The sequence below is a fragment of the Bradyrhizobium cedriense genome (genome assembly GCF_054602315.1).
The window spans coordinates 712,114-736,834 of sequence record NZ_JBTSWB010000005.1 but is presented as its reverse complement, the minus strand read 5'-3'; the positions used below and the strand labels follow the sequence as shown (position 1 = coordinate 736,834).

General features: G+C 64.1%; 27 protein-coding genes. 10 read left to right on the top strand and 17 right to left on the bottom strand.

Annotated elements, in window-relative coordinates; genetic code table 11:
* Nucleotides 1-36: 36 nt before the first annotated feature.
* Both ACYCVF_RS24765 and ACYCVF_RS24760 read left to right on the top strand, forming a co-directional pair.
* Entirely contained in the window at nt 37-666 is a 630-nt protein-coding gene (locus ACYCVF_RS24765) for a cytochrome b/b6 domain-containing protein (RefSeq protein ID WP_459603501.1), read from the top strand.
* Nucleotides 667-680: 14 nt separating this feature from the next.
* Nucleotides 681-1,463: a molybdopterin-binding protein gene (locus tag ACYCVF_RS24760; protein ID WP_459603502.1), complete on the top strand. Its 783-nt coding sequence runs from the start codon at nt 681-683 to the stop codon at nt 1,461-1,463.
* A gap of 53 nt (nt 1,464-1,516) precedes the next feature.
* On the opposite strand, the gene ACYCVF_RS24755 is transcribed toward ACYCVF_RS24760, so the two are convergent.
* Complete coding sequence (locus ACYCVF_RS24755) at nt 1,517-2,725, bottom strand: MFS transporter (RefSeq protein ID WP_459603503.1); 1,209 nt, start codon at nt 2,723-2,725, stop codon at nt 1,517-1,519.
* A 243-nt stretch (nt 2,726-2,968) separates the two neighbouring features.
* Between ACYCVF_RS24755 and leuB the strand changes: the two genes are divergently transcribed.
* Nucleotides 2,969-4,081: a 3-isopropylmalate dehydrogenase gene (gene leuB / locus ACYCVF_RS24750; protein ID WP_459603504.1), complete on the top strand. Its 1,113-nt coding sequence runs from the start codon at nt 2,969-2,971 to the stop codon at nt 4,079-4,081.
* Between the two features lie 155 nt (nt 4,082-4,236).
* On the opposite strand, the gene ACYCVF_RS24745 is transcribed toward leuB, so the two are convergent.
* Both ACYCVF_RS24745 and ACYCVF_RS24740 read right to left on the bottom strand, forming a co-directional pair.
* Nucleotides 4,237-4,623, bottom strand: coding sequence for a hypothetical protein (locus ACYCVF_RS24745; protein WP_459603661.1), 387 nt, complete (start codon nt 4,621-4,623; stop codon nt 4,237-4,239).
* Between the two features lie 157 nt (nt 4,624-4,780).
* Nucleotides 4,781-5,569, bottom strand: coding sequence for a hypothetical protein (locus tag ACYCVF_RS24740; RefSeq protein WP_459603505.1), 789 nt, complete (start codon nt 5,567-5,569; stop codon nt 4,781-4,783).
* 116 nt (nt 5,570-5,685) lie between these two features.
* Here ACYCVF_RS24740 and ACYCVF_RS24735 point away from each other — a divergent pair, with 116 nt between their 5' ends.
* Nucleotides 5,686-6,720 carry an aspartate-semialdehyde dehydrogenase gene (locus ACYCVF_RS24735; protein ID WP_459603506.1) on the top strand — a complete coding sequence of 345 codons (1,035 nt, stop codon included), beginning with the start codon at nt 5,686-5,688 and terminating at the stop codon, nt 6,718-6,720.
* 54 nt (nt 6,721-6,774) lie between these two features.
* Here ACYCVF_RS24735 and ACYCVF_RS24730 read toward each other — a convergent pair whose 3' ends face one another.
* Nucleotides 6,775-7,416, bottom strand: coding sequence for a carbonic anhydrase (locus ACYCVF_RS24730; protein ID WP_459603507.1), 642 nt, complete (start codon nt 7,414-7,416; stop codon nt 6,775-6,777).
* Nucleotides 7,417-7,518: 102 nt separating this feature from the next.
* On the opposite strand from ACYCVF_RS24730, the gene ACYCVF_RS24725 reads away from it, so the two are divergent.
* Nucleotides 7,519-8,400 (top strand): HpcH/HpaI aldolase/citrate lyase family protein, encoded by an 882-nt coding sequence (locus tag ACYCVF_RS24725; protein WP_459603508.1) that lies wholly within the window; start codon nt 7,519-7,521, stop codon nt 8,398-8,400.
* A 75-nt stretch (nt 8,401-8,475) separates the two neighbouring features.
* Here ACYCVF_RS24725 and ACYCVF_RS24720 read toward each other — a convergent pair whose 3' ends face one another.
* Nucleotides 8,476-9,414 (bottom strand): AraC family transcriptional regulator, encoded by a 939-nt coding sequence (locus tag ACYCVF_RS24720; RefSeq protein ID WP_459603662.1) that lies wholly within the window; start codon nt 9,412-9,414, stop codon nt 8,476-8,478.
* Nucleotides 9,415-9,919: 505 nt separating this feature from the next.
* Between ACYCVF_RS24720 and ACYCVF_RS24715 the strand changes: the two genes are divergently transcribed.
* Both ACYCVF_RS24715 and ACYCVF_RS24710 read left to right on the top strand, forming a co-directional pair.
* Nucleotides 9,920-11,596 (top strand): methyl-accepting chemotaxis protein, encoded by a 1,677-nt coding sequence (locus tag ACYCVF_RS24715; RefSeq protein WP_459603509.1) that lies wholly within the window; start codon nt 9,920-9,922, stop codon nt 11,594-11,596.
* Between the two features lie 675 nt (nt 11,597-12,271).
* Entirely contained in the window at nt 12,272-13,753 is a 1,482-nt protein-coding gene (locus ACYCVF_RS24710; RefSeq protein ID WP_459603510.1) for a caspase family protein, read from the top strand.
* A gap of 18 nt (nt 13,754-13,771) precedes the next feature.
* Here ACYCVF_RS24710 and ACYCVF_RS24705 read toward each other — a convergent pair whose 3' ends face one another.
* The 4 genes from ACYCVF_RS24705 to ACYCVF_RS24690 form a co-directional block, all read right to left on the bottom strand.
* Complete coding sequence (locus tag ACYCVF_RS24705) at nt 13,772-14,191, bottom strand: hypothetical protein (protein ID WP_459603511.1); 420 nt, start codon at nt 14,189-14,191, stop codon at nt 13,772-13,774.
* 243 nt (nt 14,192-14,434) lie between these two features.
* Nucleotides 14,435-15,220 carry a glycosyltransferase family 32 protein gene (locus ACYCVF_RS24700; protein ID WP_459603512.1) on the bottom strand — a complete coding sequence of 262 codons (786 nt, stop codon included), beginning with the start codon at nt 15,218-15,220 and terminating at the stop codon, nt 14,435-14,437.
* 138 nt (nt 15,221-15,358) lie between these two features.
* The gene (leuD, locus tag ACYCVF_RS24695; RefSeq protein WP_459603513.1) at nt 15,359-15,964 is read right to left on the bottom strand and encodes a 3-isopropylmalate dehydratase small subunit; all 606 of its coding nucleotides are present in this window, start codon (nt 15,962-15,964) and stop codon (nt 15,359-15,361) included.
* A gap of 279 nt (nt 15,965-16,243) precedes the next feature.
* The gene (locus ACYCVF_RS24690; RefSeq protein ID WP_459603514.1) at nt 16,244-16,642 is read right to left on the bottom strand and encodes a metallopeptidase family protein; all 399 of its coding nucleotides are present in this window, start codon (nt 16,640-16,642) and stop codon (nt 16,244-16,246) included.
* A 252-nt stretch (nt 16,643-16,894) separates the two neighbouring features.
* Between ACYCVF_RS24690 and ACYCVF_RS24685 the strand changes: the two genes are divergently transcribed.
* Nucleotides 16,895-17,188 (top strand): hypothetical protein, encoded by a 294-nt coding sequence (locus ACYCVF_RS24685; RefSeq protein WP_459603515.1) that lies wholly within the window; start codon nt 16,895-16,897, stop codon nt 17,186-17,188.
* Nucleotides 17,188-17,484, top strand: a complete 297-nt coding sequence (locus ACYCVF_RS24680; RefSeq protein ID WP_459603516.1) for a hypothetical protein — start codon at nt 17,188-17,190, stop codon at nt 17,482-17,484. The genes ACYCVF_RS24685 and ACYCVF_RS24680 overlap by 1 nt, the downstream gene beginning before the upstream one ends.
* 13 nt (nt 17,485-17,497) lie before the next feature.
* Here ACYCVF_RS24680 and ACYCVF_RS24675 read toward each other — a convergent pair whose 3' ends face one another.
* Nucleotides 17,498-17,797: a DUF1330 domain-containing protein gene (locus tag ACYCVF_RS24675; RefSeq protein ID WP_459603517.1), complete on the bottom strand. Its 300-nt coding sequence runs from the start codon at nt 17,795-17,797 to the stop codon at nt 17,498-17,500.
* Between the two features lie 176 nt (nt 17,798-17,973).
* Here ACYCVF_RS24675 and ACYCVF_RS24670 point away from each other — a divergent pair, with 176 nt between their 5' ends.
* On the top strand, nt 17,974-18,582 hold the full coding sequence (locus ACYCVF_RS24670) for a hypothetical protein (RefSeq protein WP_459603518.1): 609 nt from the start codon (nt 17,974-17,976) through the stop codon (nt 18,580-18,582).
* Nucleotides 18,583-18,678: 96 nt separating this feature from the next.
* On the opposite strand, the gene ACYCVF_RS24665 is transcribed toward ACYCVF_RS24670, so the two are convergent.
* From ACYCVF_RS24665 to ffh, 7 genes are all read right to left on the bottom strand, one after another.
* Entirely contained in the window at nt 18,679-18,888 is a 210-nt protein-coding gene (locus ACYCVF_RS24665; protein ID WP_459603519.1) for a hypothetical protein, read from the bottom strand.
* Nucleotides 18,889-18,978: 90 nt separating this feature from the next.
* Nucleotides 18,979-20,385 (bottom strand): 3-isopropylmalate dehydratase large subunit, encoded by a 1,407-nt coding sequence (gene leuC, locus ACYCVF_RS24660; RefSeq protein ID WP_459603520.1) that lies wholly within the window; start codon nt 20,383-20,385, stop codon nt 18,979-18,981.
* A gap of 466 nt (nt 20,386-20,851) precedes the next feature.
* A complete protein-coding gene (gene rplS, locus ACYCVF_RS24655; RefSeq protein ID WP_459603521.1) occupies nt 20,852-21,235 on the bottom strand; it encodes a 50S ribosomal protein L19 in 384 nt (127 codons plus the stop codon).
* 109 nt (nt 21,236-21,344) lie between these two features.
* Nucleotides 21,345-22,088 carry a tRNA (guanosine(37)-N1)-methyltransferase TrmD gene (gene trmD / locus ACYCVF_RS24650; RefSeq protein ID WP_459603522.1) on the bottom strand — a complete coding sequence of 248 codons (744 nt, stop codon included), beginning with the start codon at nt 22,086-22,088 and terminating at the stop codon, nt 21,345-21,347.
* Nucleotides 22,089-22,122: 34 nt separating this feature from the next.
* Nucleotides 22,123-22,695: a ribosome maturation factor RimM gene (gene rimM / locus ACYCVF_RS24645; RefSeq protein WP_459603523.1), complete on the bottom strand. Its 573-nt coding sequence runs from the start codon at nt 22,693-22,695 to the stop codon at nt 22,123-22,125.
* A gap of 9 nt (nt 22,696-22,704) precedes the next feature.
* Complete coding sequence (gene rpsP, locus ACYCVF_RS24640) at nt 22,705-23,037, bottom strand: 30S ribosomal protein S16 (protein ID WP_459603524.1); 333 nt, start codon at nt 23,035-23,037, stop codon at nt 22,705-22,707.
* Nucleotides 23,038-23,129: 92 nt separating this feature from the next.
* A complete protein-coding gene (gene ffh, locus ACYCVF_RS24635) occupies nt 23,130-24,674 on the bottom strand; it encodes a signal recognition particle protein (RefSeq protein WP_459603525.1) in 1,545 nt (514 codons plus the stop codon).
* Nucleotides 24,675-24,721 lie beyond the last annotated feature (47 nt).

The following is a 24,721-nucleotide window of genomic DNA, read 5'->3' as shown; positions in this document are numbered from 1 at the left end:
AATTACCGTTACGCGGCCTTCAGGACGGAACTCACCATGGCGAGCCTCACAATCTCCGACGAGCAGGTCAGGGCCACCCCGGCCAAAGTGATCCAGCCGGCCTGGGTGCGGATCATGCACTGGGTCAACGCGCTTGCCATGATCCTGATGATCCTGTCGGGCTGGCAGATCTACAACGCCTCGCCGCTGTTCGGCTTCACCTTCCCGCGCGAATATACGCTCGGCGGCTGGCTCGGCGGCGGCCTGCTCTGGCACTTTGCGGCGATGTGGCTGTTGATGATCAACGGTCTCGCCTATCTCGTCACCGGTATCGTCACCGGCCGCTTCCGCAGGAAGCTGCTGCCGATCACCGCGTCCGGCGTGCTTCACGACATCAGGGCCGCGCTGACCTTCAAGCTCGGTCACGACGATCTCACCGTCTACAACTACGTCCAACGCCTGCTCTACGCCGGCATCATCGTGGTCGGCGTGCTGATCGTGTTGTCGGGGCTTGCGATATGGAAGCCGGTGCAGCTCTATTACCTGGTGATGTTGTTCGGTGATTATCCGGCCGCGCGCTACGTCCACTTCTTCTGCATGGCCGCGATCTGCGCATTCCTCGTCATCCACGTCCTGCTCGCGCTGCTGGTGCCGAAGAGCCTGCGCGCGATGATCATCGGTCGCTGATTAGGAGAATTGTGATGGCCAAGCGTCCGTTTCTCATCCCCGGCGTCGACAAGCGGCTCCTGATCAAGGACTCCCTCAAGACGATGCCTGATGTCACCCGCCGCCGCTTCATCGCGGGCGGCGCCAGCCTGGGCGCGTTGACGCTGCTCACCGGCTGCGACGTGATCGATTCGTCTTCGGCGGAAACCATGCTGGCGAAGGTCTCGAAGTTCAACGACGCGGTGCAGGCTTTCATCTTCAATCCCGACGCGCTGGCGCCGACCTTCCCCGAGAGCGCGATCACGAAACCGTTCCCGTTCAACGCCTATTACGATCTCGACGATGCGCCCGACATCGACGGCGCAGACTGGAAGCTCGAGGTGCGCGGTCTCGTCGACAACAAGAAATCATGGACGTTGGACGAGCTCTACAAGCTGCCGCAGGTCACGCAGATCACGCGCCACATCTGCGTCGAGGGATGGAGCGCGATCGGCAGCTGGACCGGCACGCCCATGCGCGATTTCCTCAAGCTGATCGGCGCCGACACGCGTGCGAAATATGTCTGGTTTCAATGCGCCGACAAGGACGGCTACAACTCGCCGCTCGACATGCGCAGCGCGCTGCATCCCCAGACGCAGATGACGTTCAAATACGCGAACGAGATCTTGCCGCGCGCGTACGGTTTCCCGATGAAGATCCGCGTGCCGACGAAACTCGGCTTCAAGAACCCGAAATACGTCGTCTCGATGGAAGTCACCAACGACTACAAGGGCGGCTACTGGGAAGACCAGGGGTATAATTCGTTCAGCGGGAGTTGAGAGGGCGAATAGCGAATGGGGAGTAGTGAATAGGCAGAGCCGCTCTCAATTGGCTATTCGCCATTCGCCATTCGCTCGTCTGGCCCCACCTTCCTCTGGCACAACGCCGCCACCGCCCCCAGCGCCAGCAGCGCCGCCGACACGTTCAGCGCGTAGCTCAAGCTCCCCAGCGCATCCGTGATCGCGCCGACCACGATCGGCCCCAGCGTCTGGCCGATGCCGAACGAGATCGTCATCGCCGCAATCGCCGTCGGCCATACCTCGTGCGGATAGTTGAAGCGGACGAAGGCGGTGGTCGAGTTGACGACGGCGAAGAAGCCGATGCCGAACACGACCGCGGAGACCGCCAGCCATGCCGTCGAATGTCCCAGCATCGGCAGGCCGGCGCCGACGGCGTTGGTGCCGAGGATGATGGCGGTCGCGAGTCCGCCGCGGTCGAGCGCGAGCACGCCGCGCCAGACCCAGGGTGTGACGAAGGCGCTGACGCCGATCAGGCCCCAGAACGCAGCCTGTGCCGTCGCATCGCCGCCGCCGTCGCGGACGTAGGCGATCATGAAGGTCATGTAGGCGATGTAGCCCGCGCCGAACAGGAAGTAGCCGGCCAGGTAAATCAGCACCGGGAGGATCGCAAAGGAGGCGTGGCTTGCTTCGGTGAATCGCGCCTTGCCCTCGATGCGGATCAGGAACAGCGGAATTGTCATCACCAGTGAGAGCAGCGTCAGCGCCCACCACACGATCCACCACGAGCCCGGCCCGAAATGCTGGAGCGTGAACGGCGCGATCAACCCCGAGGAGAGGATGCCGACGCCGGGACCCGCATAAAACAGGCTGAGCAGGAAGTTGGCGCGCTCGGGATACGACTGCGCGATGGTCGCGGCCAGCGCGCCGCCGGCAACGAAGGCGATGGCGGCGCCGATACCCAGCACCAACCGGGCCAGGCTGAGCGCGAAAAAATTCCCGGTCAGCGCGCAGGTTGCGAGCGCGGCAAGACAAACCAGGGTTCCGCCGCGGATGGCGGCCGACCAGCCGAGCCGCCGGATCAGCCGGGACGCGACCAGCGCGCCCGCGAGATAGCCGACGGCGTTGATCGTGTTCATGAAACCGGCCGCCGAGTAGGACCAGCCGAGGTCCTCCCGCATGTCGGGCAGCACCAGCGCATAGGCAAAGCGGCCGATGCCGAGCCCGACCGTCGCCGCCAGCGACAGGGTCAGGATCATCCGCGCGGGATGGGCGTCGGGCGAAGAGCGTTCGGGTGGGTGCAAGGGGTACTCCGGCACGCGCAGTCTGGCAGGCCCGACCCGTCTTGCACAGTCGCGCGGCGGCAATGGTGTCTTGCCAAGCGCGCAACGCCGCTCTAGCACTCCGCCCGGCCGTCATTCCGGGGCGCGCCTCTTGGCCGAGCCCGGAAACCATTTCCCCGCTTGCGCTGCGGCCCGATGGATTCCGGGCTCGCTCGCTTTGCTCGCGCCCCGGAATGACGAGAGAGGATTGAGAAGGAAACGACCATGGCGACCCACAAACTGCTGCTGCTCCCCGGCGACGGTATCGGCCCCGAGGTGATGGCCGAGGTGAAGCGGCTGATCGATTGGCTCGGCTCGGCCGGGATCGCCAAATTCGAGACCGACACCGGCCTCGTCGGCGGCTCCGCCTATGACGCGCACAAGGTGTCGATCTCCGAGGGCGACATGGCCAAGGCGAAAGACGCTGACGCCGTGATCTTCGGCGCAGTCGGCGGCCCGAAATGGGATGCGGTTCCTTACGAGGTGCGCCCCGAAGCCGGCCTGCTCCGCCTGCGCAAGGATCTTGCCCTGTTCGCCAACCTCCGTCCCGCCGTGTGCTACCCGGCGCTGGCCGATGCCTCCAGCCTGAAGCGCGAGGCTGTCGAGGGCCTCGACATCATGATCGTGCGCGAGCTCACCGGCGGCGTCTATTTCGGCGAGCCCAAGACCATCACCGATCTCGGCAACGGTCAGAAGCGTGCCATCGATACCCAAGTCTACGACACCTATGAGATCGAGCGCATCGGCCGCGTCGCCTTCGAGCTTGCCAGAAAGCGCAAGAACAAGGTGACGTCGATGGAGAAGCGCAACGTCATGAAATCGGGCGTGCTCTGGAACGAGGTCATGACCCAGGTCCACAAGCGCGAATACCCCGACGTCACGCTCGAGCATCAGCTCGCCGATTCCGGCGGCATGATGCTGGTGAAGTGGCCGAAGCAGTTCGACGTTATCGTCACCGACAATCTGTTCGGCGACATGCTGTCCGACATCGCGGCGATGCTGACCGGATCGCTCGGCATGCTGCCCTCGGCCTCGCTCGGCGAGGTGGACGTGAAGAGCAAGAAGCGCAAGGCGCTGTACGAGCCGGTGCACGGCTCGGCGCCCGACATCGCCGGCAAAGGCCTCGCCAATCCGATCGCGATGATCTCGTCCTTCGGCATGGCGCTGCGTTACTCCTTCGACATGGGCGATCTCGCCGACAAGGTCGACCAGGCGATCGCTGCGGTGCTCGCGAGCGGCCTGCGCACCGCCGACATCAAGTCGGAAGGCACCACGGCCGCCTCGACCACGCAGATGGGCGAAGCGATCCTGAAGGAATTGCAGAAGCTGCACGCCTGAGGCTGGTGCCGTCATTCCGGGGCGATGCGCAGCATCGAACCCGGAATCTCGAGATTCCGGGTCTGGTGCTTGCGCACCATCCCGGAATGACGGGGCGAGAAACGAAAATGGCCGGGCGTGAGCCCGGCCATTTTGATTCGGATCGCTTCGTCCGCTCAGTACAGTGGGAAAGTCTGCGGATAGCCGCCGACATCCTGCGGCGGGGACAGCGGCTGGCGATCGATCGGGCGGTTCAGGTTCTCGCGGGCGAAGGACGGATAGCCCACCGCCGGCGGGAAGGCGTAGTCGGTGAACTTGCGGTCGCCCGGATTGACCTCGGTGCCGCCATCCAGCCAGGAGCGCTTGCTCACATAGATGCGGGTGCGCCCTTGCTGATAGACCGCGTTGGGGCCGCTCGGACCGTAATAGGGCCGGCCGCGCTCGTCATAGTAGCGCTTGGTCTTGGTGTCGGCCGAGGCCGGCGTCGCGAACGCGATGGCAATTGCGGCGCCCGCCGCAAGCCAAGTCGCCAGATTGTTCGCGGCAGAAAATTTCGAGCTCATCACGTCCCCTTCAGGCGGCACGCCGCCAGTCGTTTGCACTGCCATACTAGCCCGCCCGGGGGGACCGCAACTAGGTCTATTGGGTCACACCAGGCGAGAATAATCGTGCGCGCCGGCAAAAGTTGCATGCAAACCAGTCACTTGAGCTTGATGCAGCTCAAAGCGCCCCGCGCAATTGCGCGTTCGCGGCGCCCAGCAGCCAGTCGGACGATCCCTGGGAATCGCAGGGGCGGCGCTTCAGCTCGGCATGGGCGAACATTTCCGCCAGCTTCGGCTCGTTGCCCGAGCTCAGCAGCGTCAGGCGGTTCAGCATGCAGGCGATCGCCGCGCGCCGGGCGGGCACGCTGTCGCCCTGGCAGGAGAAGCCGGAGATCTGGAGCGCAGGCTCCTCGTTGCGCTTGAGGTAGCCGAGGCACCCCCGCACACCCTCCATTGCGCCGGCCGGCCGGAACAGGGCGACGGGGCCGAATTTGGTGTCGATCAGGCCGGCCTGCTCGAGCGCGGTGGCCGCGCCCAAGCCCATCTGGACGGCCAGACCCGCGGCCGCCGGCCGCGTCACGTCGAATTCGGTGCCTTCCCGGTAGATTTCGAGCTCGGCCACGGGCGAGTCCGCTTCTCCGGTCCAGCGCAGCACGTCCTTGCGGCCACCTTCGGGATGCCTGAGGACGGTGTAAGAGGCTGTTTTCTCGGAGGAATCGAACTTGGCGACGGCGAAAGCCGGGTGCGAACGGCCGGCCACGCTCCAGCCCGGCCTTGCCGCCGGTTCGTCGTCGCCGAGATCAGGGAGCTGGTCGAGCGCCGCGAGGGCGAGGATGGCAAACAAAGCAAGCGCCCCCACATAGGCGATCAGGCGCGCCAGCGTGCCGACGACCTCGTCGGCAAAGGCTGCAAGCGCAAGATGGATCTGGGTGGGGCTAACGGCCGTGCTGGCCTCAGGCGACTGCATCCACGGCCTTCAGGCATGGTCCAACGTTGTCTTGAGGCCGGTTCTCGCATAGAAGCGCTGCTCTTCCTGTTTAAGCGTCAGCTTCAGGAACGGGCTTTTTCATCGGAGAGTGAACGATGGGTTACAAAGTCGCAGTGGTCGGCGCGACCGGCAATGTCGGACGGGAAATGCTCAACATCCTCGATGAGCGCAAATTTCCCGCGGACGAGGTCGTCGCCCTGGCCTCGCGCCGCAGCGTCGGCGTCGAGGTCTCCTATGGCGACCGTACCCTCAAGGTCAAGGCGCTCGAGCATTACGACTTCTCCGACGTCGACATCTGCCTGATGTCGGCCGGCGGCTCGGTGTCGAAGGAATGGTCGCCGAAGATCGGCGCCGCCGGCACGGTCGTGATCGACAACTCTTCGGCCTGGCGCATGGATGCGGACGTTCCCCTGATCGTGCCGGAAGTGAATGCGGCCGCGACCGAAGGCTTCAAGAAGAAGAACATCATCGCCAACCCGAACTGCTCGACCGCACAGCTCGTGGTCGCGCTCAAGCCGCTGCACGACAAGGCGACGATCAAGCGCGTCGTGGTTTCGACCTATCAATCGGTGTCGGGCGCCGGCAAGGATGCGATGGACGAGCTGTTCTCGCAGACCAAGGCCGTCTACACCAACAGCGAGATCGTCAATAAGAAGTTTCCCGCGCGCATCGCCTTCAACGTCATCCCCCACATCGACGTCTTCATGGAGGACGGCTACACCAAGGAAGAGTGGAAGATGATGATGGAGACCAAGAAGATCCTTGATCCCAAGATCAAGCTCTCCGCGACCTGCGTGCGCGTGCCCGTCTTCGTCGGCCACTCCGAGGCCGTCAACATCGAGTTCGAGAATCCGATCAGCGCGGACGAAGCCCGCGAGATTCTGCGCAAGGCGCCCGGCTGCCTCGTCATCGACAAGCAGGAGCCCGGCGGTTACGCCACGCCCTATGAAGCCGCCGGCGAGGACGCCACCTATATCAGCCGCATCCGCGAGGACGCGACGGTGGAGAACGGTCTCGTGCTGTGGTGCGTGTCCGACAATCTGCGCAAGGGCGCAGCGCTCAACGCGATCCAGATCGCCGAAGTGCTGATCAACCGCAAGCTGATCAGCGCGAAGAAGAAGGCGGCCTAAGATAGGCGAATAAGGATTGGCGAATGGCGAATGGGGACTTCCATTCGCTACTCGCTATTCGCCATTCGCTCTCTTGAATTCCTTCGTCGCCTTGTCCAGCACGAACAGAGATCCCTCCGCGACGCCGAAATAGGCGCCGTGGGTCTGCATCTGGCCGCTGTCGACGGCCTTGCGCACGAACGGGAACGTCATCAGGTTTTCCAGGCTGCGGAACACGGCGGCCTTCTCGATACGCTCGACGAACTGCCCCATGGTCTCGTGCTGGCGCTGCTCGACCACCTCGCCCGGCTTGATGAACATCTGCATCCATTTGCCGATGAAGTCGCCGGGCGTGAGCGGCTCGATCTTGTCGACGAAGGCGCGGATGCCGCCGCATTGCGCGTGGCCGAGGATGACGATGTGCTTCACCTTCAGCACCGTCACGGCATATTCCAGCGCCGCCGAGACACCATGGGCTGTGCCGTCGGGCTGATACACCGGCACCAGGTTGGCGATGTTGCGGACCACGAACAATTCGCCCGGGCCGACGTCGAAGATCACCTCAGGCGACACGCGGCTGTCGCAGCAGCCGATCACCATCACTTCCGGCGACTGCCCCTTCACCGACAGCTCGCGAAAGCGGGTCTGCTCGGTCGGCAGCCGCTGGGTGGCGAAGGCCTTGTAGCCTTCCAGCAAATGCTTCGGGAATGTCATCATACCTATGCCTAATCATAGACCGCCGGGGCGAACAAGCCTTTCGAACGGGCAGGCCAGGTGCTATCGGCTGGGCTCGGAATACAGACGAGGAAGGAACGCAGCATGACCCGCCCGCGCCGCAGCCATCTGTTCATGCCCGGCTCCAACCCCCGCGCGCTGGAAAAGGCGCGCAACCTCCCCGCCGACGGCCTGATCCTCGATCTGGAAGACTCGGTCGCCCCCGAGGCCAAGGCGGCGGCGCGCGACGGCATCGCCGCAGCGATCGTGGCCAAGGGTTTTGGCAAGCGCGAGATATTGATCCGGACCAACGGCCTCGATACGCCGTGGTGGGACGATGACGTCGCGATGGCCGCTAAGGCATCGCCCGACGGCATCCTGGTTCCAAAAGTTTCGAGCATCGAGGATCTCGACGCCATCGGCCGCCGCCTCGCCGAGCTCGGCGCCGCGCCCACCGTGAAGGTCTGGGCCATGATCGAGACGGCGCGCGCCGTGCTTCATGCCGAGGAGCTGGCCGCGGCCGGCCGCGATCCATCGAGCCGCCTGTCGGGCTTCGTGTTCGGCCCCAACGACATCTCGCGCGAAACCCGCATCAGGATGCTGCCCGGCCGCGCCGCGATGCTGCCGATGATCACCCATTGCATTCTGGCAACGCGCGCCCACGGCCTCGAAATCCTCGACGGTCCCTATAGCGACATCGCCAATTCCGACGGCTTTGCCACCGAATGCGCGCAAGCGCGCGATCTCGGCTTCGACGGCAAGACGCTGATCCACCCCTCGCAGATCGACGCCTGCAATGCGATCTTCACGCCGCCCGAAGAGGAAGTCGCGCGCGCACGAAAGATCATCGCCGCGTTCGAGCTGCCGGAGAACGTCTCACGCGGCGCGATCCGGCTCGACGGCGCGATGGTGGAACGCCTGCACGCCGATATGGCCCGCCGTACCATCGAGATCGCGGACGCGATCGCCGCGATGGCGAAGGGCTGAGGTGGGCACCCAAGCATCGCTGTCGGCGGCGCCGCTCCGCTTGCGTTGCCCTATTGCGGCGCATCGACAGCATTCTCACTGCCTTCGTTTCGCGTTCTTCAAAGTCTCGGACGGCAGCTCACCGATGGCCCGACGGTATTCGGATGCGAACCGACCTAGATTGTGGAACCCGCATTTGAACGCAACGGCGAGAACGCTGGTCTGCTCATCCGGCCGTCGCAGAAGCTCTGCCGCCCGTTGAAGCCGGACACGGCGCGCGAATTGGCCGGGCGATCCTCGTCCGGCATCGCAGAATTCCCGGAAGACCGTTCGCACGCTCACATTGGCGACCTCCGCGATCCTTTCGAGGTCGAGGGGTTCGTCCCAATGAGCCTCGATGTAGGACTCCACGATGTCGATCACGGTCCGGTTGGCGCCCGGAGCGGAACGCTGAAGCCGATCAGAAAAATTGTGCCGATGTGCAAGGAGAATCCGGACCATCAGCGCACGCTCCAGCTCGCCGATGGCGATGGGCGAGTAATCCTGGCCAAATCGGTCCAGCTCTTCCGCGAACCTGAAGACTTCCTGGCGCACATGCGCCATGACCGCGGGATTGGCTTCGCCCGCGACGAAACGCAGCTTCATGTCGCCGACGTCGCCGAGCATGCTCTTCAGCAAGCGCTCCAGCGCGGCGGCATCTATCCTCAACACCAGCTGGCGGTAGCCGGGCGCAAACTCGAGATCCAGCCTGGAGTCGCCGGAGATGATCGGGCTCCATGCCTCGATTGGCTGGCTATTCCCCTTGGTTCGGAAGCCCGCAGATCCCTGGATGGAAAAGAGCTGGCGGAGAATTTCCGATTCAGGAAAGGAGAGCGATGCCGCGCCATCGTAGGCGCAGAAGGCGAGGCCGATGGAATTCAAGCGGGCAAGATTGGCCGCTATGCCGAACTCATCGTCATGCTTGTCGAACCGATCCGCGCCATAGTCAGCAAACAGGCGGTCGCGCGCGAAATCGCTGTCGCGCGACCGGATCACAGCATAGCGGTCGAGATAGGTAACGGCGCCCAAATCAGAATTCCTCTCCGCGCAAACTACCGTATCCCTTCCGGGGCGCTACCAATTCGAGATTGAATGCAACGGTTGTCGGACGTGACTGGATCACTCGAGGGGGCATGAACGCACTGATGGCGGCTGCGACGAAATGCCCGGACGCGTGCTGCGGCTGCGAACGACATCGTCTTGCGCTCATGGATCAGTTGCGCGCCGCGATGCCGACGGTAATCGGATGCTAAGCTGCGAGCGCTTTGCCGGATTGCGATAGTGATTTTAGGGTCACGTTTGCAAGTTCAAGGCCCGTATCGCCGCCGTCCCGTCGCGCGTCACGGTCACGTTAATCGCCGTGGCAAAATCCGGCCATTCTGTCTTCGATCGGACAAACAATCTGATAATTCGATTCAGATATTTGGACATTCGCGCGGATCGCATCGCGAGCAGAAACCCGCTTCGACGTGCACACAACTGCGTTGATATTGGAGAGATCATGTTCAAGCGCAAGTCGAGCTCCGACGCATTGACGTTGATGGCGGCGAAGGTCGTGAGTGCCAATCTGATGGTCGCAGATAACGACCTCAAGATCGTCTACATGAACGACGCGGTGACGGACTTGCTTCGTGCCGCCGAGAGCGATCTCAAGAAGGAATTGCCGCACTTCAACCTGGATACGCTCGTCGGGACCAACATCGACGTATTTCACAAGAATCCGCAACATCAGCGCAGGATGCTCGCGAGCCTCAGCACCGTGCATCGCGCGACGATCCAGATCGGCGAGCGGAAATTCGACCTCGTTGCAACTCCCTTGAGCAGCGGCGACGGCAGCCGGGCGGGAATCGTGGTGGAATGGTCCGATGCCTCGATTCGTCTGCAGAACCTCGACTTCGGGGCTCAAGTTGCCGCCGCGAACCGCTCGCAGGCGGTCATCGAGTTCGACATGGATGGCACTGTTCGCAGCGCCAATGAGAACTTCCTGAATACGCTCGGCTACACTTTGAACGAGATCCGGGGCAAGCATCACAGCATGTTCGTCGCGCCTGCCGAGCGAGACAGTGCTGCCTATCGCGAGTTCTGGGCCTCGCTCAATCGTGGTGAATACCAGGCGGCCGAATACAAGCGCATCGGCAAGGGCGGCAAGGAGGTCTGGATCCAGGCCTCGTACAATCCAATCTTCGACGAGAAGGGCAGGCCCTCCAAGGTGGTGAAGTTCGCGACCGACGTCACCGCCCAGAAGCTGAAGAATGCGGATCTCGCCGGCCAGATCGCGGCGATCGACAAGGCCCAGGCGGTGATCGAGTTCAACATGGACGGCTCGATCATCACCGCCAACGCCAACTTCCTCGGCGCGCTCGGCTACACTTTGAACGAGATCCGGGGCAAGCATCACAGCATGTTCGTCGCGCCTGCCGAGCGAGACAGTGCGACCTATCGCGAGTTCTGGGCTGCGCTCAACCGCGGCGAATACCAGGCGGCCGAATACAAGCGCATCGGCAAGGGCGGCAGGGAGGTCTACATCCAGGCGTCCTACAACCCGATCCTCGATCTCAACGGCAAGCCGTTCAAAGTGGTGAAATACGCCACCGACACCACCAAACAGGTGCTGATCCGCATGGGCAATGAGCGCGTCCGCGGCATGATGGAATCCGTCGCCGCCGGCTCGGAGGAGCTCAACGCCTCGGTGCGGGAGATCTCCGAGGCCATGACCAAATCGCGTGAAACCGCGATCAGCGCGGTGGAGCAGGTCTCGGCTGCCGATTCGCAGGCGCAGCGCCTCACCGAGGCCGCACAGGCGATGAGCGGCATCGTCGAGCTGATCAACAACATTACGGGGCAGATCAACCTGCTCGCGCTCAACGCCACGATCGAATCCGCGCGCGCCGGTGAAGCCGGCCGCGGCTTCGCCGTGGTCGCGTCCGAGGTGAAGAGCCTCGCCAACCAGGCCAAGCAGGCGACCGACAAGATCGGCCAGGAGATCGGCAGCCTCAACCAGATCTCGGGCGATGTCGTCGACGCTTTGAGTACGATCAAGCAGGCGATCAACAATGTCAGCGAGTACGTGACATCGACCGCCGCTGCGATCGAGGAGCAAAGCACGGTGACGAACGAGATGTCGACCAGCATGCAGCGTGCAGCGGCAGAAGCCGCCGCGATGGCGAGCCGCGCTTGATCAGACCGGTCGTGTCCTCGAAACATGCTGTTGCCCAATGGGGCCAAGCCGACGGCTGAACGCGGTAAGCGCTGTCGATCAGAGTAGCTTTTTGCAGGTGCCCTGCCTCTCACCGCTCTCTGAAGCGGAGTAGCTTCAGGGTTAAATCGATTGCCTCGGCTCGTTCACCTCTCCCGCTTGCGGGAGAGGTCGGCGCGAAGCACCGGGAGAGGGCCTTCTATTCTTGGGGATTGTCCTATTGGGGACTACACCCTCTGCCCGACCTCTCGCGCATGCGCAGGGCATCGCATAGTTCTTGCGAGGCCTGAGCGAGCGCCTCGTCCTTCGAGACGACCGCTTCGCGGTCTCCTCAGGATGAGGCTCAGTGGCATTGGTGCCCGCTGAAACCGCTGCCGCGCACTCCGTCTTCATCCTGAGGGCCCGCCAAGGGCGGGCGTCTCGAAGGATGGCCGCTGGGAAAAGCGCTCAAATGCGATAGCCTTGCCTGCTAGCCGGACAGGGCGTGCACCTCCGTCGTCGCTGCCATCAAGCCTCATAGCGCTGCGCGCCGCAACTGCCGCTCGCTTGGCGGGGCCATGACTGTGATTTAGATTACACAGACCGGCTGGTTGCCCCGATAGATTTGTGTCGTTCGAATACTGCTTCCAGTCTCCGATATTGCGAGTGGGCTTTCAGATGCTTCGCAATCTAATCTATTGTCTTGCCATTCTCGTTCTCGCAGGCCCCGCAGCCGCTATTGATCGCGTCAAGGCCGACGCGAACCCCGCCATTGCCGCTGCCTCGGAGGCGATACGGCGAGATCCCAAGGACGCGAATGCGTATTACAACCGGGGGAACGCTTACGCCGCCAGCGCCGATACGGACCGCGCGATAGCCGACTATACGGCGACGATCCGGCTCGATCCGGCCCATGCGAACGCGTACTACAACCGGGGCAACGGTTACAGCATCAAGGGTGACACGGACCGGGCCATCGCCGACTACACGGCCACGATCCAGCTCGATCCGGCCTATGCCAACGCGTACTACAACCGAGGCAACGCCTACAGCACCAAGGGCAACGCGGATCGGGCCATTGCCGACTACACCGAAGCAGTGCGCCTTCAGCCCACCAATGCGAACGCGTATTTCAACCGCGGAAACGCCTACGGCAACAAGGGCGACACCGACCGCGCCATTGCGGACTATACTGAAACGATACGCGTGGATTCCACCTATGCGAACGCCTATGTCAATCGCGGGCTGGCCTACGAGAAACGCGGCGATGTCGCCAAGGCACGGGCCGATTTCAACGCCACGCTCGGGTTGACTCATGGCGCCACAAGATGGGCGCAGGACAAGGCGCGCGAGCGGCTCGCCGCCTTGCCTTCGCAGCGACCAGCAACAGTCTTGGTCGAGAAAAGCAGCGGCGCTCCGGCGGCCGTCGCGTCCGATGTGTCGGGCGGTGAACGTCGCATCGCGCTCGTCATCGGCAATTCGGCTTATGAAAACGTCGCCGCTCTCCCGAACCCCGTGCGTGACGCGAGCCTCGTCGCCGACGTGCTGAAGCTCACCGGGTTCGAATCGGTTACCCTGCTGACCAACCTCCGCAGGGATGCGCTGGTGAGCGCTCTGCGCGAGTTCGCTGCACGTGCAGAAACGGCGGATTGGGCCGTCGTGTACTATGCCGGACACGGCATGGAGGTCGGCGGGGTCAATTATCTCATTCCGACGGACGCCAGAATCGCGGCGGATCGCGAGATCGGATTTGAAGCCGTGCCGGTCGATCAGGCTCTCAATGCGGCGGAGCGCGCCAGGAAGCTGCGCCTCGTCATTCTCGATGCCTGCCGCGACAACCCGTTCGCAAGCCAGATGAAGCGCACGATGACGGTGGCGTCGCGCTCGGTGTCGCGAGGTCTGGCGCCGGTCGAGCCGGAGGCCGGAACGCTGGTGGTCTACGCCGCCAAGGACGGTGAGACTGCGCTCGACGGTGACGGGACCAACAGTCCGTTCGCCGCCGCTTTCGTCAAGAATCTTCCGACGCCAGGCCTCGAAGTCCGCAGGCTGTTCGATTTCGTGCGCGACGATGTCATGGAAGCGACCGGCCGCAGGCAGAAGCCGTTCAGCTACGGCTCGATCTCCGGACGGCGGGATTTCTACTTTGTGGCCGGCAAGTGACTTCTTGCGAGGCGCAATTCAGCGCGGCGCCACGTCGGCGCGATTGAGCGACTCCAGCGTCGAGGCATTCGCGCAATAGCCGTGATAGTTCTCCGCCGCGGTGCCGTCGGCGAGATCGCGGTCGCACTGCCCCTTGTGGTTGCAGAGCGAGCAGACCCGCTCCAGGTCGCGAAGCAGCAGCGGCTGCGCGCGGCCGAGGCCTTCGGCGTTAATGCCGAGCTGCTCGAGCATCTTCGGCAGCTCGTCGGCGGCATGCCGGCCGTGACGGACCAGCTCCTCCAGATCGTCGGGCGCGATCCTGAGATCGTTGGCGATCCGGTCGAAATCGGCGCGATCGAGCTGCCGCATCTCGTTCATCTCGCGGCGATGCTTCAGCCAGCTCGCAAAGGAGTCGATGAGGTCCTGGACGATGGGATAGGGTCTGGTTGCGGTGCTCATGCGAGGCTCCGTTCGGGTCGTGGAATTAGAGCCAGATTAGGCACAATGGTGCAAAGGCGCGTTGCGCTGGATCAAACGGCAAGCGCCAGGAAAATTGTTCCGGTGTCCCGCATGCGGTGTGGCGGGAAGTGCCGCTCCGCAGAGTCCGGGACCATTTCGCCACATGCCGGGCCCCGGCTCGGCAGCGCATCACTGACGTGCTGCGCTGTGTCCAGGGCACGGGAGCGCATCACACGAAAAGAGTTAAGCGAACCGCTCCGCCGCCCATGCATACAGGCTGCCCGGAATCGGCTTTTCGCCGCCGCGGCCCTTGGGTGAGATGTGCAGGCCGATGATGTCGGGGTTGGTGACGAGGCCGAGATAGCTCGAAGGATCGAAGAACAGTTTCGGCTCGGCATGCACGGCGTAGAACGACTGCTTCGGCAGTGCGCAAGCGAGCTCGCCGGTGCGGCGCGCGAGCGCGGTAAGGGCGGCCGGCCCGTAGATCGCGACGCGAATGTCGGAGAGGCGGCCCGAGCCGCCGCGCAGGCGGCGCATCATGAAGGTGATGCGATGACGCACGGACAGCCAGTTCGGCGTCAGCTCCTCCTGCTCCATCAGCCCTTCGAAAGCGGCGACGATGCCGTGTTCGGGCGGCAGATAGATCACGGAATTGCCGAGCTGGCGCGGCCGCTCCCAGGCGAAATAGGGTTTCGCCGGATCGATCTCGACGGGCCTCAGGAGCAGCACGTCGGCATCGAGCCAGAGGCCGAGACCCTTCGCCATCAGCTTCATGCGGAAGAAATCGCTGAACTGAAGGATTGTCCAGTCGCGCCAGCTGCCGTCCGGCTGCGGCGGGCGCAAGCGTTCGGAGAAGGCGTGCGGCAGGATCGCCTCGGCATCCGCATTTGCGATGCCCGCGGGCAGGCCGGGAATGGTGTCGAAGCTGTAGACAGTGACCTTATGGCCGGCCGCCAGCTGCGAGCGCAGACAGGTCTGGCGTAGTGCGTCCATCGGGCCATGCCAGAAAGTGACGATCTCAGGCAGCATGTGCGGGAGCTTAGAGCATGATCCGGAAAAGTGTGCAGCGGTTTTCCGACAAGATCATGCTCGACCAAAAAAGCGACAACGCGGACAAAGAAAAAGCCCCGGCGCCATCAGCACCGGGGCTCGAACGAAAAAGCAAGATCAGGCCCAGGCGCGTTCGCGCTTCAGCTTCTCTTCATAAGTGTCGATCGAGGCCTTCTTCTCCATCGTGAGACCGATGTCGTCGAGGCCGTTGATCAGGCAGTGCTTGCGGAACGGATCAATCTCGAACTTGACCTTGCCGCCGTCGGGGCCGCGGATCTCCTGGTTCGCCAGGTCGATCGTCAGTGTCGCGTTGGCGCCGCGCTCGGCGTCGTCGAACAGCTTGTCGAGGTCTTCCTGGGCAACGCGGATCGGCAGAATGCCGTTCTTGAAGCAGTTGTTGTAGAAGATGTCGCCGAACGAGGTCGAGATCACGCAGCGGATGCCGAAGTCGAGCAGCGCCCAGGGCGCATGCTCGCGGCTCGAGCCGCAGCCGAAATTGTCGCCGGCCACCAGAATCTTGGCGTTGCGATAGGCGGGCTGGTTCAGGACGAAATCCGGATTCTCGCTGCCGTCGTCCTTGTAGCGCTGCTCGGAGAACAGTCCCTTGCCAAGGCCGGTGCGCTTGATGGTCTTGAGGTACTGCTTCGGAATGATCATGTCGGTATCGACATTGATAATCTTAAGCGGCGCCGCGACGCCTTCCAGCGTGGTGAACTTGTCCATGGTTGCGCTTTCCCGCACGTGGTTCAGGGAACCGGTATTTATCGCGATCGGGGTCCAAATCCTAGGCCGAAATCGGCAGATCTCATCTGCCTTTGCGGGTTTGAGCCGGACCGGCGCGGCATCGGGACTGCACCTCTCCCGCTTGCGGGGGTCGACGCGCGGAGCGCGGCGGGTGGGGGCTCCCTCCTCTGGGGGAGAGTGTCCCGTTGCGGAGAAACCCTCTCCCCAGCCCTCCCGCCGCAGGCGGGGGAGGAAGCGCACCGCCGCTGCGGCGACACCCTACTCCGCGTTTGCCTCGATCGCGGCCATATCGTCGTCGGAGAGACCGAAATGATGGCCGATCTCGTGGATCAGGACGTGACGGACGATGTGGCCGAGGGTCTCGTCGTGCTCGGCCCAGTAGTCCAGGATCGGCCGGCGATAGAGCCAGACCATGTTGGGCAGCCGCGCCACGTCGCCAAGGCTCTGCTGCGGCAGGCCGATGCCCTGGAACAGGCCGAGCAGGTCGAACTCGCTCTCGCATTCCATCTCGTCCAGCACTTCCTCGGTCGGGAAGTCGTCGACGCGGATGATCACGCCCTCGCAGAGCTTGCGAAACTCCGCCGGCAGGCGTTCGAAGATGTCGTGAGCCGTCGCTTCCATCTCGGCCAGAGAGGGCGCTTTCAATTCCGTCCACATGGACCTCTTCTAAAGCGTTTTCGACCGAAGTGGATACCGGTTCGCGTGAAGAAAACGCGTCAGAATAAGAAGCTGAAGCCCGTTCCGATTCTATCGGAATGGGCTCCAGCGCGGGTTCCGCGGCGATACATCCCGCTTTATAAGCGTGCCGAGGTTGACGGGCGCCGCCAAAACGGGGAGCGTGGGGCCTCGAATGGGACGTTTCGGGTGGGCGGCAAAATGCGAGCAAAAACAGCGCTGACGCTACTGTGCATGGGGTTGTTTTCGCAGTTTTGTGTTGGCGCCCAAGCCCAAACTCAAGTTCAGACCACCGGCCCCGAGATTCGCCTCGCCCAGATGGCCTCGCCGGACGAGCTTCCCCCGCCGCGCAAGCGGCCCCCGGCGCGCTTGCGCGTCACGCCCTATTACAGCCCCGACGGGGTTTACCCGCGCTACAATCCGGGTCCGGACGCAGTCCGCGTTTGCAACGCCACTTACGTGCAGGAATTCCGGCCGAGCGGCACCGTGATCGTGCCGCGCGTGAGCTGCTACTGGCGCCGGGGCTGATGCCCGGTTCGGCGCCGTCGCTCATCAGGCTGATCGTGAGGCGATCGGTTCCATTGGCCGTCGCCGTCGCGCTTGCCGCCGGGCTGCCTCGCGCCTTCGCTGCGCAAAGGGTGACTTTCCCGGAGGCCTCGGCGGGGATCGCGGTCTTTGATGCACGACGACCCGCTCGGCACCACACGATCGTGCGGCCCGCCGTGCGCCGTGATCCGCGCTATTACGCGCGGCCGGTCTACTACCGTCCCTATCCCTATGGCGTGCCTGCGCCGTTCGTATTCGGCTTCGGCCCCTTCTGGTGACGCCGCCGCCGCGTTAGCCGGCGGGCGCAAATCCCTTCACCAGAAGCACGGTCGCCTCTGCGCCTGCTTTGCGGTCGCGCGAGATGTCTTCGTATTCGGGCGAGTTCGAGAAGGCGAGGAACGCGGCCTCGTCGGCGAACGACATCATGACGAGCTTGTCATGCGGCCATGCGCCTTCGATCACACGCGGATGCTCGTCGGCGGCGAGAAGCCTTCCGCCATACTTCCTGAACACATCGAAGAACCGCGCCTGATAGCGGTCGTAGGCGGCGCGGTCCGTCATCTTCAATTGCGCAATTGCGTAGACAGTCATCTCCCATACTCCTTCCGTCGCGGCACGGCGTCGCATCGCGAAGCGCAGTGTCGTTCATTCATGGCGCGTTCACCTGGCTCTCCTCAATTTAATCCCGGGAGCGACCGCAATTGAACAGCGATGCGGGCGGAGAACGTCGCGTCGCAACTTCGCTGTTCGGATTCAGGGAGAATTCCATGCTGAGAATATTGGGTCTCAGAGCGAGCCCGATGCGCTTGCTCGGGCTCGCGGCCGCCGCGACGCTGATGCTGTCGGCCGGCACCGCACGACGCGCTGAAGCTCTGACCTTGATCAATCCGGCGACGTCGCCTGCGACGAAGGCCGCGACCGACGACCTCGTCACGCAAATTCGTTATGGCGGGCACGGCGGACATGGCGGCGGCTTTCGCGGACATGGCGGCGGCTTTCATGGCGGAGGTTTCCGCGGAGGCGGTTTCCATGGCGGAGGCCATATCGGCGGTTTCCGCGGCGGTGGCTTCCGCGGCGGTCATATCGGCGGGTTCCGCGCCGCGCCGGCCTTCCATCATCGCCATGTCGGCGGCTATCACCATGGTGGCTTTCGGCACGGCGGATATGGCGGCTACCACCGTCACTGGGGCCACCACCGTCACTGGGGTCATCATCGTCCCCATTACGGCTATCGACACTTCCGCCGGCCCTATTACGTTGGCGGATACTATCCCTCCTACCACTATCCGCGCCGCTGCCGGATCGTCTTGACCTATTACGGCCCGCGCCGCGTTTGCCATTGGCCGCGCTGGCACCATCCGTACCGCTATTGGTAATGAGTTGACATCATCCCGGGGCTCGCGAAGCGAGAACCCGGGATCTCGAGATTCCGGGTCCGGCGCTTCCGCGCCATCCCGGAATGACGTATCGCGTTAAAGCCAATCCTTCAGCTTCCACGACGCCGACTTCCAGCGCATCAGGTTGTCGAGCTTCCATTGCCTGAACATCGCCGGCGGCCAGCGGCTGAGCTTCGAGGTCTCCTCGATCTCCGGCTTGGCGACGATGCGCAGCGGCGTTGCGCGCCGGCGGTGCTGGCGCGTCGCCTCGCTGATCAGATCGACATATTCCGGCTTGTTGGCCATGAGGCGTGTCCTCGCGAACGTCGCGAGGACACTGTCGGCGTCGTCGATTAACGGCGGTTTGCCGCGATCGCTAAAATTGCAGGAACTGGCTTACCGCCACTCCCTGACATCGACGAAATGTCCCGCGATCGCCGCAGCCGCGGCCATCGCCGGAGACACCAGATGCGTGCGGCCCTTGAAGCCTTGGCGGCCCTCGAAATTGCGGTTCGAGGTCGAGGCGCAGCGCTCTTCCGGCTTCAGCTTGTCCGGGTTCATCGCAAGGCACATCGAGCAGCCCGGCTCGCGCCATTCGAAGCCGGCCTTGACGAAGATCTTGTCCAGACCTTCCGCCTCGGCCTGCTCCTTCACGATGCCGGAACCCGGCACGACCATGGCGTTGACGTTCGCTGAAACGGTCTTGCCTTCAGCAATCTTCGCTGCCGCACGCAGATCCTCGATGCGGCCGTTGGTGCAGGAGCCGATGAAGACGCGGTCAAGCTTGATGTCGGTGATCTTCGTGCCCGCAGTCAGGCCCATGTACTTGAGCGCACGATGCTTGGAGATGCGCTTGGCCTCGTCCGCGATCTTGTCGGGGTCGGGCACGATGCCGGTCACCGAGATGACGTCCTCCGGGCTCGTGCCCCAGGTCACGATCGGCGGCAGCTTCGCGGCATCGAGGCGCAGCTCGTGGTCGAAATGCGCGCCTTCGTCGGAGCGCAGTGTCTCCCAATAGCGCATCGCCGCATCCCAGGCCGCGCCCTTCGGCGCCTTCGGCCGGTCGCGCAGGAAGTCGTAGGCCTTCTGGTCGGGCGCAACCAGGCCGGCGCGGGCGCCGCCTTCGATCGACATGTTGCAGACCGTCATGCGGCCTTCCATCGAGAGCGCGCGGATCGCCTCACCGGCATATTCCAGCACGTAGCCGGTGCCGCCTGCGGTGCCGATCTCGCCGATGATGGCGAGGATGATGTCCTTGCCCGTCACGCCCTCCGGCAACTTGCCGTCGACGGTGACGCGCATGTTCTTGGCCTTCTTCTGGATCAGCGTCTGCGTCGCCAGCACGTGCTCGACCTCGCTCGTGCCGATGCCGTGCGCGAGCGCGCCGAACGCGCCATGCGTCGAGGTGTGGCTGTCACCGCAGACGATGGTGGTGCCGGGCAACGTAAAGCCCTGCTCGGGACCGATGACGTGGACGATGCCCTGGCGCTTGTCGAACTCGTTGTAGTATTCGATGCCGAATTCCTTGGCGTTCTCGGCCAGCGCCTTGATCTGCTCGATGCTTTCAGGATCGGGGTTCGGCTTGCTGCGGTCGGTGGTCGGCACGTTGTGGTCGACGACGGCGAGCGTCTTCTCCGGCGCATGCACCTTGCGGCCCGTCACGCGCAGGCCTTCGAACGCCTGCGGCGAGGTCACTTCGTGCACCAGATGGCGGTCGATGTAGAGCAGGCAGGTGCCGTCCTCGGCTTCGTGCACCAGATGGTCGTTCCAGATCTTGTCGTACAGGGTGGTCGGCTTGGACATGAGCTTGAGCTCCGAAGAATGTGTGGCAGCGATGAGCGCGGCAGGCCGCGCGGGCAACAGATCGTCAGCGCAGCTTTTAGGCTGCGCGCGTAAGCTCTGACGTTGCCGAGGTCGCAAAGCGTCCGAAGAACCGGCCAGGCAGCCGCGAGCGATCATCGATGACGATACGCTTGACGGGGACGAGGCTGGTCAGACCTGGAAACATTCTAGAGATATATAGCAGTCCGAATTGGAAGCGCGAGTGGTTTCAAATGCCGGCCAACGCGCGCCATGCATGCCCCTCATCCTGAGGAGCGCGCTTCTAGCGCGCGTCTCGAAGGATGAAGGCCCGGCCGGTGGCCTCGCCCTTCGAGACGCGCGTTCCGCGCTCCTCAGGGTGAGGACGGGCACCGCGCGCGCCGCACTGACGCAACAAAAAAGCGCGGAGCCGAGCCCCGCGCTTCTAGAACTCGCCTGGTAGCGGAGCTTACTCGTTGACGGCGGCCTTGGCGTGCTCAGTCTTCTCAACGATGCGGGCCGACTTGCCGCGAAGGTTGCGGAGATAATACAGCTTGGCGCGACGCACCTTGCCGCGGCGCACCACCTTGATCGAATCGATCATCGGCGACATCACCGGGAACACGCGCTCCACGCCCTCGCCATACGAGATCTTGCGGACGGTGAAGCTCTCGTTGAGACCGCCGCCGGAGCGGCCGATGCAGACGCCTTCGTAGGCCTGCACGCGGGTGCGGTCGCCTTCGATCACCTTCACGTTGACGATCACGGTGTCGCCGGGGCCGAATTCCGGAATGTTCTTGCCGGCGGACAGCTTGTCGAATTGCTCTTGCTCGAGCTGCTTGATCAGGTTCATGGGTAAATCTCCATCGGCGCGCCCAGCCTTCGAAACGGGGGCTGCGCGAAATTCGTCTATCCAGCCATTGCGGATGTGGCCGCTCCTATAAGGCAAGCCGGAGCGTTTGTCACCCGTCTGTCTTGGTTTTTGGCGTTTTTTGGCCCCACCCCCGATTCGCGGCCTTTTCCCACAAATCCGGTCGTCTGGCGGCCGTCAGGGCTTCGGATTCGGCCCGCCGCCAGGCCGCCACCTTGGCGTGGTCGCCGGAGGTCAGGATCTCCGGGATCGGCGCCCCCTCGAACAGCTGCGGGCGGGTGTACTGGGGGTACTCCAACAGGCCGTCGGAGAAGCTTTCCTCGGTTCCCGAGGCCTCCTTGCCCATGACCCCCGGCAGCAGCCGGACACAGGCGTCGATCAGGGCCAGGGCTGCGATTTCGCCTCCTGAAAGCACGTAATCGCCGATCGAGACCTCCTCCAGTCCCCGACCGTCGATCACCCGCTGGTCCACCCCCTCGAACCGCCCGCAGACGATCAGGGGGCCGGGGCCCCTGGCCAGCTCCGTGACGCGGGCCTGGGTCAAGGTCCGGCCGCGCGGGCTCATCAAGAGGCGCGGCCGCTCCGGTTCGATCTCGGCGGCGTCGATGGCGGCGGCCAAAATATCCGCCCGCAGCACCATGCCCGGGCCGCCGCCGGCCGGGGTGTCGTCGACGCTGCGGTGGCGGTCGGTGGCGGAGGCCCGGATGTCCCTTGCCTCGAGCTGCCAGAGCCCGCCTGCCAGCGCCCGGCCGGCCAGGCTCACGCCCAGCGGCCCCGGAAACATCTCCGGAAACAGCGTCAGCACGGTCGCGCGCCAGGGGGAGGGATTGGTCATTGCAGTCAGCTTAGCCAAAAACCACGGCCTGTGGTTATAGGTCCCCGCTTTGCCGGCGACGACCTGGAGAGAGAGCCTCGTCTTGGCTCTCCTCGCCCTCGATCTCCTGCGGCAGCGCGATCACGACGCGGCCGCCGGCGAGATCGACCTCCGGCACCACCGCGTTGGTGAACGGCAGCAGCAGCGTCGCGCCCTTTGCAGATCCCTTGGGCGGGGCGATCTCGATGATGTCACCGGCGCCGAAATTCTGGATCGCGACGACGCGGCCGAGCGGTTCGCCGTCGGTGGTGACGGCGGTGAGACCGATCAGGTCGGTGTGGTAATATTCGTCCGCGTCGGTTGCGGGCAGCTTTTCGCGCGGAACATAGAGCTCGATGCCGTTGAGTCGCTCGGCCTCATCACGGGTCGTGACGCCCTTGAACGTCGCGACCAGATGATCTTTGGCCTCGCGCGCCGTTGCGACCTCGAACTCGCGCTTGCCGTCCTTGGACAGCAGCGGGCCGTAGCGCCTGACGGCGAAGGGATCTTCGGTGAAGGTCCACAGCTTGACCGCACCGCGCACACCATGCGCGGCGCCGATCCGCGCGACGCAGACCAGCGCCGACATGGCCTGGCCTTACGACTTCGCGGCGGCTTCGGCCTGCGCCTTGCGCTCCTTGCGCGGCACGGCCTTCTGCGGGTTGTTGCGCGCTTCGCGCTTCTTGACGCCGGCAGCGTCGAGGAAACGCGCCACGCGATCCGACGGCTGCGCGCCCTTGGCAACCCAGGCCTTCACCTTGTCCATGTCGAGCTTGAGACGCGCCTCGTTGTCCTTCGGCAGCAGCGGATTGAAATAGCCCAGACGCTCGATGAAGCGGCCGTCGCGCGGAAAGCGCGAGTCGGCAACGACGACGTGATAGACGGGACGCTTCTTGGTGCCTGCGCGGGCGAGGCGGATGACGACGGACATTCAGTTCTCCTTCAAAGTACGTTTTGTTTTGTTCGGTTGACTGGTATTTTCGCGTCGCGCGAGACCGGTTGTGATCCCGTGCGACGAATTCCTCATTTCTTCTTGCCCGGGAAACCGCCCAGGCCCGGCAGCGTGGGCTTGCCGCTGAGCCCGGTCAGTCCAGGAACGTTCGGCAGGCCCTGGCGAAGCCCGGCCGGCAAATCCTTCGGCAGGTTGGGCAGGCCTTGTCCGCCGCCCTGCATCTTCTCCTGCAGCGCCTTCATCTCGTCCGGAGACGGCATCTTCATGCCGCCGCCGAAACCCATGGCCTGCGCGATGCCGGCGAGCGGGCCGCGCTTGCCCGAGCCCATGGCCTTCATCACGTCGGCCATGTTCCGGTGCATCTTGAGGAGCTTGTTGACGTGCTCGACGCTCTGGCCGCTGCCGGCGGCGATGCGCTTCTTGCGGCTCGCTTTCAAGAGGTCCGGATGACGGCGCTCCTCGCGCGTCATGGAATCGATGATCGCGACCTGACGCTTCAGGATCTTGTCGTCGATGCCGGCCGCCGCGATCTGGTTCTTCATCTTGGAGATGCCGGGCATCATGCCCATCAGGCCGCTGATGCCGCCCATGTTCGCCATCTGCGAGAGCTGCTCGCGCATGTCGTTGAGGTCGAACTGACCCTTGCGCATGCGCTCGGCAGTGCGCGCGGCCTTTTCGGCGTCGATGTTGGCGGCGGCGCGCTCGACCAGCGACACCACGTCGCCCATGCCGAGGATGCGGCCGGCGATACGATCGGGATGGAAATCCTCCAACGCGTCGGTCTTTTCGCCGGTGCCGAGCAGCTTGATCGGCTTGCCGGTGACCGCGCGCATCGACAGCGCGGCGCCGCCGCGGCCGTCGCCGTCCACACGCGTCAGCACGATGCCGGTGAGGCCGACGCGCTGGTCGAACGAGCGCGCGAGGTTCACGGCGTCCTGGCCGGTGAGAGAGTCGGCAACCAGCAGCACTTCGTGCGGGTTCGCCGCGGCTTTGATCGCCGCCGCCTCCGCCATCATCTCTTCGTCGAGCGTGGTGCGGCCGGCGGTGTCGAGCAGCACGACGTCGTAGCCGCCGAGCTTGCCGGCTTCCAGCGCGCGCTTCGCGATCTGCGGCGGCTGCTGGCCCGCCACGATCGGCAGGGTCGGAATGTCGAGGTCGCGGCCGAGCACGGCCAGCTGCTCCATCGCCGCCGGGCGATAGACGTCGAGCGAGGCCATCAGCACCTTGCGCTTGTCGCGCTGGACCAGGCGGCGGGCGAGCTTTGCGGTAGTGGTCGTCTTGCCGGAACCTTGCAGGCCGACCATCATGATCGGCACTGGCGGCACGGAATTGACGTCGATGGTCTGGCCTTCGGCGCCGAGCGTGTTGATCAGCTCGTCATGGACGATCTTGACCACCATCTGGCCGGGCGTGACCGACTTGACGACGGTGGCGCCGATCGCCTGCTCGCGAACGCGCTCGGTGAAGCTGCGCACGACTTCAAGCGCGACGTCGGCTTCCAGCAGCGCGCGGCGCACCTCGCGCATCGCGGCATCGACGTCTTTTTCGGTCAGCGCACCGCGCCCCGTCAGACGATCGAGAATGCCGCCAAGCCGTTCCGACAGATTGTCGAACAATGCCGTTGTCCTGTTGCTGTCCCCCGATGAGGGGCGCGCCGTTACTC